The organism is Haloparvum sedimenti, from assembly GCF_001462205.1.
Taxonomy (GTDB): domain Archaea; phylum Halobacteriota; class Halobacteria; order Halobacteriales; family Haloferacaceae; genus Haloparvum; species Haloparvum sedimenti.
Map to the genome: position 1 here is coordinate 19,196 of NZ_LKIR01000132.1, position 11,431 is coordinate 30,626.

The 11,431-nt window shown below is 73.5% G+C and carries 10 protein-coding genes; 2 read left to right on the forward strand and 8 right to left on the reverse strand.

Annotation, left to right across the window (positions count from 1 at the left end; all coding sequences use genetic code 11):
- Positions 1-34: 34 nt before the first annotated feature.
- Positions 35-1,417 carry a hypothetical protein gene (locus AN233_RS11730; RefSeq protein WP_058366971.1) on the reverse strand — a complete coding sequence of 461 codons (1,383 nt, stop codon included), beginning with the start codon at positions 1,415-1,417 and terminating at the stop codon, positions 35-37.
- Between the two features lie 118 nt (positions 1,418-1,535).
- On the reverse strand, positions 1,536-2,093 hold the full coding sequence (locus AN233_RS11735; protein WP_058366972.1) for a hypothetical protein: 558 nt from the start codon (positions 2,091-2,093) through the stop codon (positions 1,536-1,538).
- 134 nt (positions 2,094-2,227) lie between these two features.
- Between AN233_RS11735 and AN233_RS11740 the strand changes: the two genes are divergently transcribed.
- Positions 2,228-3,151 carry a hypothetical protein gene (locus AN233_RS11740; protein ID WP_058366973.1) on the forward strand — a complete coding sequence of 308 codons (924 nt, stop codon included), beginning with the start codon at positions 2,228-2,230 and terminating at the stop codon, positions 3,149-3,151.
- Between the two features lie 102 nt (positions 3,152-3,253).
- Positions 3,254-5,026 carry a hypothetical protein gene (locus AN233_RS17395; RefSeq protein ID WP_058366974.1) on the forward strand — a complete coding sequence of 591 codons (1,773 nt, stop codon included), beginning with the start codon at positions 3,254-3,256 and terminating at the stop codon, positions 5,024-5,026.
- 38 nt (positions 5,027-5,064) lie between these two features.
- On the opposite strand, the gene AN233_RS11750 is transcribed toward AN233_RS17395, so the two are convergent.
- From AN233_RS11750 to AN233_RS11770, 6 genes are all read right to left on the reverse strand, one after another.
- Positions 5,065-5,373, reverse strand: coding sequence for a DUF6360 family protein (locus AN233_RS11750; RefSeq protein ID WP_058366975.1), 309 nt, complete (start codon positions 5,371-5,373; stop codon positions 5,065-5,067).
- Between the two features lie 2 nt (positions 5,374-5,375).
- Positions 5,376-5,543: a hypothetical protein gene (locus tag AN233_RS17400; protein WP_176696688.1), complete on the reverse strand. Its 168-nt coding sequence runs from the start codon at positions 5,541-5,543 to the stop codon at positions 5,376-5,378.
- Entirely contained in the window at positions 5,536-7,296 is a 1,761-nt protein-coding gene (locus tag AN233_RS11755) for a nitrite/sulfite reductase (RefSeq protein ID WP_058366976.1), read from the reverse strand. The genes AN233_RS17400 and AN233_RS11755 overlap by 8 nt, the downstream gene beginning before the upstream one ends.
- 466 nt (positions 7,297-7,762) lie before the next feature.
- Positions 7,763-8,452 carry a molybdenum cofactor guanylyltransferase gene (mobA, locus tag AN233_RS11760; RefSeq protein ID WP_058366977.1) on the reverse strand — a complete coding sequence of 230 codons (690 nt, stop codon included), beginning with the start codon at positions 8,450-8,452 and terminating at the stop codon, positions 7,763-7,765.
- Positions 8,445-10,658, reverse strand: a complete 2,214-nt coding sequence (nasA, locus tag AN233_RS11765; RefSeq protein WP_245626066.1) for an assimilatory nitrate reductase NasA — start codon at positions 10,656-10,658, stop codon at positions 8,445-8,447. The genes mobA and nasA overlap by 8 nt, the downstream gene beginning before the upstream one ends.
- 317 nt (positions 10,659-10,975) lie before the next feature.
- The coding region (locus tag AN233_RS11770; RefSeq protein ID WP_058366984.1) for a trimeric intracellular cation channel family protein at positions 10,976-11,431 on the reverse strand (456 nt) is incomplete at its 5' end.

Consider the following 11,431-nt stretch of genomic DNA (forward strand, 5'->3'; position numbering starts at 1 on the left):
AAGTCTCGGGGTCGGGCGACCGGACGGCTGCGGCTCAGTCCCCGAGCGCGTCGACGACGGTCGCGGTCGCGTCGGGCGTCGCCCGGGCGACCGCCTCGATCCGGACGTACTCGCCGAACGCCTCCGCGACGGCACGGCGGTCCGGATCGGTTTCGGTCGCGAACGTCTCGTCGGGCGACGAGAACGCCGGCGTCAGCCGCCATGCCGTCCAGCGGTCGAGCGGCGCGCCGGACTCGGCCAGCGCACGCACCGCGGACAGCGCCGCCTCGCGGGCGTCGGCGACCGCCGCGGCGTCCGCCGGGAACAGGTCGTCGCCGTCGTCGATCCGTGCGCGGATCGCGTCGAACGCGGTCAGCGTCGCGAGCGACCGGTGGGTGGCCCGCAGCGTCCACGCCGGGTGCGGCGAGTCGAAGGAGGGCCACGCGACCGGCGCGAACCGGGCGAAGTCGAAGAAGTCCCCGAACGCGTTCGAGAGCAGCCGCCGGCCGGGATGGTCGCGGGGCACGTCCCGCGAGAGGTAGGCGTCGACGTCCGGGTACGACTGGGGCCGCTCCGTCTCGCCCTCGTGCATCGCCCGGAACCGGTCCTCGACGCGTGGCGCGAGCGCCGAGAGGGCCGCCCGCATCGACTCCGCGACGGCCACGGGGTCCGACAGCGACGCGACGTACCGCTCCCGGAGGTCCGTCCCGACGGCGGCCTGTGCTCGCGTCCGCTCAAGGTCGCAGGTCGCCCGCCCAGCCCGCAGCGGGTTTGCCGCCGTCGACGGAGCCTCCGGCGTCACGAGCCGACGCCGGCGCGTCACGTCAGCCCACCGCTCGGGCGGCGCGTAGGCGACGACTCCCGCGTGCGGGTCGGTCGCGGCGTCCGGGAGCGCGTTGCCGAGGTCGTCCATCCGCCCGAGCGCCGCCGATCGCGAGAGGGTCACCGCGTCCGGGTCCCGGTCGGCGTGGATCGCCGCCCAGCAGCCCGCCGCCCGCGCCGCCCGTGCACAGGCGTCGACGCCCGCCTCGACGACCGAGAGCGTCGGCGCGTCCCCCCGCAGAGTCCGCATCCGCCGCCGCGCCTCGCGGGCCCCATCGCGCGCCTCGACGATCTCGGTCCGGATCGCTCCGTTCGGAACGGTCTCCGGCGTGAGCGGGTCCGGGATGGGTGCCAGCAGCGTCCCGACGCGGTCGGAGAGGGCCGCGACGCGCTCGTCGGGGAGCCGCACCGGCATCGGGTCCGGACGGTCCGGGACCGGTTCGTCGGTGGCGTCGTCGAGCCCGGTCGCGTCGAACGAGGGCGGGTCGTCCCAGTAGGAGCGACGCGTCCGTCCGCCACAGCCCGAAAGCGACGCGCCCAGCGCCGCGACGCCGCCGACTCGCAGCGCGTCGCGTCTGGTGAGCCCGTCGCCCCCGAACGAGCGGCGGTCGGTCACGTCTCCCCCTCCGGGGTGGCGGTGATCGCGTCGTAGTCCGTGTCCACGCCCCGGCACGGCGAGCGCCCGCTGGATCCGGAGCCGGTCAGCTCGCCGGGTATCGCCTCAGGAATCCGGATCAGCACCAGCAGCGCGTCGTGTTCGCCCTCCTCGCAGGCGGCCGCCGGCGGCCGCCGGCGGCCGCCGGCGGCCGGAGCTCCCGGCAGTACTCGTACTCCGCGCGCTGGGGTTCCCACGAGACGGACCGGATCCGGATCCGGTAGCAGGAGGGGATCCGGGAGGGGGCGGCAAACAGCGTCTCGGCCGAGAAGTCCGTCCCCTCGACGAACGACCGCAGGGCCGCGGCGTCCGACTCCGGGACGCCGTCGGCGACCGTCAGCGCCGCGGCGCGGTCGGGGTCGGTCACGAGTTCGCGCCCGATCGGCGACGCGGCCGAGTCGCCGTCGCCGCCAGCGTCGCTGCCGGCGTCGCCGCCCGTGGGGTCGAGCAGGACGGACGCTTCGAGGTCGGGGTTGCGGGCCATGACCACGTCCGGATCCGAGAGGGAGCCGGAGGAGGGGGTCCGGCGAGGGTGGTCGGTCGGAGTGACGTCGGCCTCACCCCGGCCGCCGCAGCCGGCAAGCGCAACCGCGAGCGAGGCAACGCTACTGAGGAGGGCGCGTCTGGTCGGGGACATCGTCGCTCCCGGCCGTTTCGGGCACGCGAACAAATACCTTCTGTCGACTCCGGGGTCGCGTCGGCCGTCGGCGGCGGTGTGGGACCGGCGCGCGACCGCGACAGATACACTACCGACGCGCGTCAACACTTATCATGGTCTCGGACCCGGCGGACTCGCGCGTCGCGGCGATCCGCGAGGCGACCTCGCTGGCCGAGTTGGCCGACGGGTTCGGCGTCGCCACGCCGCACGAGGCGTACTTCGAGGCGAAGCCCGTGTGGGCCGAGGTGGTTCAACGCCGGCAGGCGGCACGGTCCGCGGACGACGGGCTGCCCGGCTGGCGCGTGACCGTCGACGACCACACCTTCCACGTCCACGGCGTCACGCACGCGGGGACCGACGCCGAGCGCGACGCCCTCCGCGAGCACGTGGAGCGCTTCCGCGACCGCGGGGCGACCGTCTACTGCGAGCAGGGGATCCGGCCGCTCTACTTCGAGGACTTCCCCGCGGTCTGCGAGATGGACGACTACCGGTGGGCGCTGCGGGAGTGTGCCGACCGCGACGTCGAGACGCACCTCGACGCGCTGGCGGAGATCGGCGTCGACGCGGTGCTGGAGGACCTCACCGCGGTCGCGGACCGGTTCCGGGAGGCGGTCTTCTCGCTGGTCGAGTCCGGGGGCGCGGTGTACGGCGACCGCTTCGAGCGCGCGCTCGGCGACGTGGCCGCCGGGTTCCTGACGGATCACGCCGCAGCGGCGACCGGCGAGAGCTACGAGGCCTTCCGACTGAGCAACGCGGCCGCCGAGGACCCCGAGCGACTCGGCGCGCTGATGCGCTACTACGAGCGTGCGTTTCTCCCCCAGCCGCTCGAGCGCGAGTGGCTCCGCGGCCACGACCCCGAGCTCGAACTCGTCTCGCACGCGCGCAACGAGCGCATGGCCGACTACGCCGTCTACCACAACGAGGCGGCGACCGAGGTGCACCTGATCGTCGGCGCCGCCCACGCGCCGGGGGTGCGCTACTACCTGCGGCGCCTCCGCGACGGCGCCGAGGTTCCGGACGACTTCGCGCCGCTTTGATCCGAGCGGTCACCGAGGTCCGACACAGAGGATTACGGCACCTCCGACGCCGGAATCGGCCGGGTCATTTTTTGGACTCGGCGGGCAATCGGCCGACGAGCCATGGCGGACGCACACGCCGTTCCGAAGGGTGTGGGCCTCGACGCGCTGCGGGAGATCCTCGCCGGGTGGTCCGAGGTGGGCGCGGCCGCGGAGCCTCGCTATACCGCCGACGTCGCGGACGCGACTGGCTACTCGGACGCCGCCGGGCGGCAGACGCGGTTCCTGGAGGACCTCGGAGTGCTCGACCCGACCGAATCGGGACAGAAACACCGCCTCACCGACGAGGGGGAGCAGTTGGCGGGCGCGCTGGCCATCGACGACGAGGGGTACGCGCGGGAGCACGCCGCCGACCTCCTCCGCGAGTGGCCCGTGACCGAGGAACTCCGGGCCATCCTGCGGGGCAATCCCACGGCCGAGGAGGACCTGATCCCCCTGCTGGCGACGGTCGCCGGCGTCGACCCGGAGAAGCGCCGCGTCGAGACGGGGCTGTCCACCCTGCTGGACCTCTACGAGTGGGCCGGACTGCTCGACCGCGACGAGGAGGGGCGGTATCGGCTCCCGGGCGAGGCCGACGCGGAGGGATCCGAGACGAGCACGGAGGACGAAGAGCCCGAAACGGGCGGGGGATCTGTGAAACGGCCGGAACCGGCGGAACCGCCGACCTGCGAGCGGCGTTCGGCCGTGACGAGGCGGGATGAGGCGATGGGCGAGGCCGCCGCAGAGACCGCCCCGAGCGCCGCGGAGACGGCCTCGGTCATCGCGGAGGCGGAGGACGCCGTCCGCCGGGCGGAAGAAACAGTCGAGGAGGCGCGCGCGGCCCGCGACCTCGTCGAGCAGGCAGTCGAACGGGAGGGCGAGACCGACGAAGCCGGTGCCCCGACCGTCTCCGGTGCCGCGCGGGCCGAGGCCGGGCCGGAGACGGAGGTCGCGGATGAGCAGGAAGCGGAGGTCGCGGATGGGCCGGAGGAGGAGTCGGAGGCCGACGCCGACGCGGTCGCCGAAGCGGAGCGCGCGCTCGGGACGGCGCTGTTGTCGGCCGTCGAAGGCGCGGAGGAGTCGGAGTTGGAGGCGGCCGCCTCCGAGACGACCCGGTCGGTGATCGAGTCGGTCGCGGCGGAGACGGGGGCGGATCCGGAGGACCTCGCGGCAGCGGTCGAGGACTCCATCGCCGACGCGCTCGACGCCGCGGAGGCGCTCGCGGCAGCCGAGGGTGCGGGCGATGGAGCCGACAAGACTGGGAGCGAGGGATCCGACGAGGAGGGCGCGACCGGCGGGGGCGTCGCCGCGGAGGAGGCGACCGAGGACGAACCGGCCGAGGCGCTCGCAGAGACGGTCGAGGCGGCGACCGCGGCCGCCGAGGAGGCCGCGGAGGCCGCGCGGGAGGCGGCCGAGGCCGCTCGCGACGCCGCCGAGGCGGCAGGAGCCGGCGGCGGGGGCGGAAGCGACGCCGCTGCGGCCCCGGAGACGAAGACCGAAGCTGACGGCGAGAGCGAGACTGGCGCCGAGAACGGTGGTGCCGGCGAGGGCGGCGACGGTGAGGGCGGCGACGGTGAGGGCGGCGAGGACGGCGAGGATGGCGAGAGCGGCGAGGATGAGGGCGACGAAGGCGGGACCGCCGACGTTGCGGCGACCGCCGCGGCCGAGGCGGGCGAGTCGAACGCCGCCGAGCCCGGCGTGGGCGAGCACGCGCTCTCGCTCGGGGTCGACCTCGACGCCGACCCGGAGGAGCTCGAGCCCATCGTGCGCGGCATCAGGAACGGGCTGCTGGTGGAGGACGCCGACGCGGTGGGAAGCGAGGAGGCGGCCGACGCGAACGGCGCGGACGACGAGTAAGGTCCCCGACCGTCGGAGCGCCGGCGACTGGGGCCGCGCTACACCCGTCCGCCGCCCGGGTCCGTGCCGGCCTCGGCGGCGTCGGCGGCGGCCGCGAGTTCCTCGGCAAGCGTGCGCGCCTCCGCGGGAGTGAGACGAGCCTCGTCGACGTGCGCCGACAGGCCGTCGGTCGCGGCCAGGTCGGCGGCGTCGACCTCCAGTTGGAGCGCCACCTCGTCGGGCGATTCCCGGTGGCGGGTCACGTCGAGGACGGCGACCGCGTCGGTCTCCCGGGTCGCGGTCCGCAGCCGCGCGTCGAGGAAGTCGAACGTGGTCCGCGCCGTCACGTCCAGCAGGCGACGGTCCACGCTCAGCCGTCTCCCTCCGTCGGGGCCGAGTGCCCGCCGTTCCGCCCGGTGGACGCACGAGAACCGCCCGCGAACAGTTCCGGCGCGGCGTCCATCGAGGCGTGCTCGACGGTCGGGTCCGGCCCGTCCCCGGTGGGGGGATTCGCCTCGCGTGCGGTCGGGTCAGTCATCGCTCACCGCCGTGGCGTCGGTCGCGTCGTCCGCGCCCTCCGCGTCGGAGAAGGGGTACCACGACTGCTTGGCGTCGTACAGACAGGGGTCCTCGTAGCTCGTCTCGCGCGGCGCCGCCAGCTCGATGATGGACTCGTGACCGGTCGCCTCCACCCACTCGCGGAAGGTCTGGCCCTCCTCGCGCAGCGCCGCGAACGCGGCGACGAGGTCCGCGACGAGGCCCGGCACCTCGTCGGCGGGCACGCGCTGGTGGACCCACTCGATGAAGACGGGCTCCGCGCCGACGCCGCCGCCGACGCCGACGTCCATCGCCTCGACCATCTCGCCGTCCTTGCGGGCGCGCATGCCCTGCATCCCGATGTCGGCGGTCATCGCCTGCCCGCAGTCCGCGGTACAGCCGGACATGTGGATCTTTAGCTGGTCCACGTCGTCCGGGAGGTCGACGTTCGCGTTGAGCCAGCGGACCATCGCCGCCATCCGGGTCTTCGTCTCCGCGAGCGCGATGGAGCAGAACTCCGTGCCGGTACACGCCATCGCCCCGCGCGTGAACGTCTCCGGTTCGGGGCGGTGCGTCTCCAGCAGGGGCTCCGCGAGCAGGTCGTCGACCTCGTCGTCCGGCACGTCGACGATCAGGGGGTTCTGCCGGCGCGTGAGCCGGACCTCCCCGCTCCCGTACGCGTCCGCGAGGTCCGCCAGCTCGATGGCCTCCCCCGCCGTCAACCGACCGATGGGGACGGTCAGCCCGACGTAGCTGTGGTCGGCGTCCTGGTCGTGGACGCCGACGTGATCGTGGTCGCCGCGGTCGCTCGGCCGGCCGGCGTTGTACGTGTACTCGCCCCGGAGGTCCGTCCCGGCGTGGGCCGGATCGAAGTCGAGGCGCTCGACGAGCAGCTCGCGGACCGCCTCGGGACCGTGCTCGTCCACGAAGAAGCGGGCGCGGTTCCTGTTGCGGTTCTCGCGGTTCCCCGCCTCCATGTACAGCTCGACGAACGCGCGGACCGTCTCGACCGCGCGGTCCGACGTCACGAACACGTCCAGGGAGCGCGCGCGGCGCGGTTCGCGGCTGCCGAGCCCCCCGCCGGCGCGGACGTTGAACCCGCGGATCTCCTCGCCGTCGACCAGCTTGCGGGCCGGCTCCAGCGCCACGTCGTTGATCGAGTCCTGCGCGCAGCCCTGCCGACAGCCCGTCATCGAGATGTTGAACTTCCGGGGGAGGTTCGCGAGCGCGTCGTCGTCGCGGATCTCCGCCTGGATCTCGTCGAGCAGGGGCCGCGTCTCGACGTACTCGTCGGCGTCCTTGCCGGCTACGGGACACCCGGAGATGTTCCGCATCGTGTCGCCGCCCGCCGACCGCGAGGAAACGCCGACCGACTCCAGTTTCTCCCAGATCTCCGGCACGTCCTCCAGTTTCAGCCAGTGGATCTGGACCGACTGCCGCGTCGTGAGGTCGACGAAGCCGTTGCCGAAGACCGGGTTCGCGGCCGGCCCCTCCGCGTAGTCGCGCGCGACCTCGCCGATGGCCCGCAACTGGCCGGGCTCCAGCACGCCGCCGCAGTTCGTCAGCCGCATCATGAAGTACCCCTCCTGGCCCGAGCGCTGGTGGAACAGCCCCCAGAACTTGAACCGGGAGAACCACGCCTCCCGCTCGTCGTCCGGGATGGCGTCGTAGCCGGCCGCCGCGAACCGCTCGATGTGCTCGCGGACCTCGTCGCCGTAGCAGTCGGCCTTGACCGCCTCGGTGTCGCCCGCCACGGTCAGCCCTCCTCCGGTAATTCCCGCCCACTATCTGAACGATCATGTAATTCTTTGCTCGGAAGTTGTTCAATCTGCATCTGATTTCTGTCTAAAGGCTGCTGACGAGCACTGTTAAAGCTAAGCGTTGAGATATTCAAAATTCTATCCGTCGAAATGGGCAGCTGATCCGTTTATAATGACTTCCGCGGCGTATAAGGTCGTTATTCGGTCGCTTTTCGACCGTATTTTCTGATCGAACGGGCGGAGAAACTGTCGCCTCGGGGACCGTTTTCTCGGGCGGCGTCGCGGAGGAGCGTCGACACCGGCGGCGCCGGCGCGCGCGAGGATCGACGGAAGTCGAGGGCAGCGTATCGACGGAACGGGCGGAGCGAGGTATTGGAGCGGGCCAGGAGTGAAACGCCGACCGCCGTTCGCGGCGCCGGCCGATGGGGATCCCGGGCCGCGGCTCCGACCGGTCGAGGGGTCAGCGACGGCCGCGAGCGGGCGCGTCGGCGGCGGACAGCGCCTCCAGGCGCCGGAGGTCCGCGGGCTCGTCGACGTCGGTGAAGGCCGTGGCCGGGGCCAGCGCGCGGACCTCGGTCTCCGGTACCTCGACCGGGTCGAGCTCCGCCAGCAGCGACGCGAGGCTCGCGCCGGCATCGAGCATGCGCCGGGAGGTCGACCGGCCGACCCGAACGTGGACGACGAGCGGGAAGGGCTGTCGCCGCTCGTCGAAGCGGGCGACCGCGCCCGACTCCCCGCGGGCGGCCGACAGCAGGCGGGCCAGTAGAGCGGTCCCGACCACGGGCCGGTCGCAGGGGAGCACCGCCGCGTACCGGGCCTCGGTGGCGGAAAGCGCCGCCGCGAGGCCGGCGACGGGGCCGGCGTCCTCGCGGTCGTCGACGGCGAACCTGGTCGGGAGGGGGTCGAGCGCGTCGGCGAGCGCCGCGCGCTGGTCCGCGCGGCAGTTGACCACCACCTCGTCGACGACGGGCCGCAGGGCGTCGACGGCGTGGGCGACCAGCGGACGGCCGTCGAGCGTCGCCAGCGCCTTGTCGCCGGGCGGGAACCGCCTCGATCGCCCGCCAGCGAGCACAACGCCAGCGACGCCGGTGTCGGGTTTCGGAGGCGAGGGGCGGGTCGTCCGCCCCCGGCCACCGTCCCGCTCAGTCATCGCTCGGGGTGCCCTCGGGCGTTCGGGTCGGAGCTCCGGCGGCGTCCGCAGCGAGGGAGAGACGGACCGCGCACTGCTTGAAGTTCGGCTCGGCGGAGACGGGATCGACCGCGGGCGTGGTCATCTCGTTCGTCGCCGGATGGTGGATGGGGAGCCAGACCAGTCCGACCGGCACCGCGGGGTCGGCCTCGGCCGCGACCTCGACTCGGCCGCGCTCGGACGCGAGCACGGCGGTTCGGGGCGTTCCGGAAGCGTCCCCGTCCCGGTCCTCCTCAGCCTCGTCTGCGATCCCCACCTCCGCGAGCGTCTCGGGCGCGAGCCGAGCGGTTACGAGACCGTCGCCGTCGCCGCCCCGCGACCGCACGCCGGAGTTGTAGCCGTCCGCCTCGCGGCCGGTCGTGAGCGTGAGGGGGTACTCCCCGTCCGGGGGGTCGGGCAGGTCGGCCGCCGACCGCGTCGAGAAGGCCGCGCGTCCGGATGGCGTGGGGAACGACCACGCATCGGCATCCGTGCCGGGGTCGGCGTCGATGTCGGGGACATCCGCATCGCCCTCCGCGAGGTAGCGATAGCCGCCCTCCGCGTCGGTGTCCGGAGCCGGCCAGCGCACCGCCCCCTCGGCGTCGAGCCGCGGGTAGCCGATCCCCGAGCAGTCCGTCGTCGTCCCCGCGGTCAGCGCGGCGAACTCCTCGAAAAGCGCCTCGGGGTCGGCGCCGGTGTCAGCGAACAGGCCGGGCGCTAGCCGCCCCGCGAGCGCGACGATGATTTCGCAATCAGACCGGACGCCGGCGGGCGTCTCCGTCGCGGCGCGGACGCGGGAGATCCGACGCTCCATGTTCGTCGTCGTGCCCTCGCTCTCGCCCCACGTCGCCGCCGGCAGCACCACGTCCGCGTGCTCGACGGTCTCCGTCCGGAAGGCGTCCTGCGCGATCAGGAACGCGTCGTCGAGCGCCTCCCGGACTGCCGTCGCGTCGGGGAACCCGACCGCGGGGTTCGTCGCGACCGTCCACACCGCGTCCGGGCTACCCTCGCGGCCGACGGCGTCGAGCATCTCGACCGGGCCGGGACCGGTGTCGTCCGGAAGCCGGGAGACAGGGACGCCCCAGTGGTCGGCGACGAGCCGTCGTTCGTCGGGGTCCGCGAACGGACGACGACCCGGCCACGACCCCTTCGAGGAGCAGATCCGCGTCCCCATCGAGTTCGCCTGGCCCGTGAGCGAGAAGGGGCCGCTCCCCCGACCGAGGTTGCCGCTCGCCAGACAGAGGTCGATCAGCGCGCCCGCCGTGGCGGTGCCGCGGACGCTCTGGTTGATCCCCATCCCCCAGTAGATCAGGGTGTCGTGCGCCAGCGTCGCGGCGAGCGCGTCCACGTCCGCGAGGGAGACGCCGGCCTCCGCGGCGGCCGACTCCGCGACCGGGAGGTCCGCGACGAGGTCGTCAAACCCCGTCGTGTGCGCCGCGACGAAGCCGCGGTCGACGCCGTCGGTCTCGACGAGCCGCGCGAGCACCGCCCGCGCCAGCGCGTGGTCCCCGCCGGGGTCGGGCTGGACGTGTCTATCCGCGCGTCCAGCGGTCTTCGTCTCGACGGGGTCGACGACGACGAGTTCGCGCCCCTCCTCGTCGGCCGCGTCGGCGATCCACCGGAACATGACCGGGTGGGCGACCGCGGGGTTCGCGCCCCAGACGACGTGCCGGTCCGCCGCGGGGATGTCGTCGTAGGTCGGTGGCGGCGCGTCGCTCCCGAACGCGTCGACGTAGGCGGCGACCGCGCTCGACATGCACAGCGTCGTGTTGGCGTCGTAGTGGCGCGTGCCGACGCCGCCGCGGGCGAGTTTACCGAGCGCGTAGGCCGCCTCGTTGGTCTGCTGGCCGCTCCCGAGGACGGCGAGTCCGTCGGGGTCGTCCGCGGTCGCCGCGCGGATCCCGGAGACTGCGGCGTCGAGCGCCACGTCCCACGTCGTCGGCACGAGCTCGCCGCCGCGGCGGACCAGCGGACGCGTGAGCCACTGCCCGTCCGGGTCGGCGGTCTCGCCGACGCCGCGGCCGCAGGCGAGGCCCTCGTTGACGGGGTGGGTGGCGTCGCCGCGGACCACGTCCAGCCCCATCCCCCGCTCGACCGCGCGCTGGACGTGGCCGCAGCCGACCGCACAGCGCATGCAGGTGGTCGGGACCAGATCGGTCACGTGCCGCCCCCGGTAGAACATGAACATTCATCCACTTTCCTCCCGGCTTGACGGACGAAGCGAAGCATCGGTCTCGACTATCCCCATGAAACGACGGGAGATAAGTGTTTGTCCGACCATTTGTCCAAGAATATTCTTGAGAGACGACGTTCGTCCGTTCCTAAATGGACTATTAAGCCATTGATCGCGTGGAACGGAGAATTATCCGGACGGTTGTGGACGCTCGTCAACCCGATTTCGGGTAGGATGCTCCGCGGAGGTGGGATCGTGGGGCGCTCAGCGCGGCCGCGGAACTGGCCCCGGAACGGCCGCACGGCCGCTTCCACCGGCGGGCGGGGATCGGCTCACTCCCCGCCGCGGACGGCGACGTCGGCGACCGTGGGGAGTCGCCAGCCGTACGCGACCGCGGCCAACCGGAGACCGACCGTGACGACCGCGCAGGCCGCGGCGGCGAGTCCGGCCGCGCCGACGGCGGCGGTCACCCAGTAGGTGACGCCGCCGAGCACCGCGGGGGTCGCGTAGAAGTCCTCGAAGAGGATGAACGGCGGGCGGTCCAGTAGCACGTCCGCGGTCGCGCCGCCCCCGACGGCGTTGATCGTCGCGATCGCGACCACGCCGAACGCGGAGACGCCCGCGTCGGTGGCAACGATCGCGCCGGCGGTGGCGAACGCGGCGAGGCCGATCGCGTCCGCGAGCAGCGTCACCGGATGCGAGTCGGGCGCGTCGAGCACGAGCGGCAGCCCGATGGCGAGCGCGACGCCGACCAGCGCCAGTCCGATCTCGACCGGCGATTGGAGGAC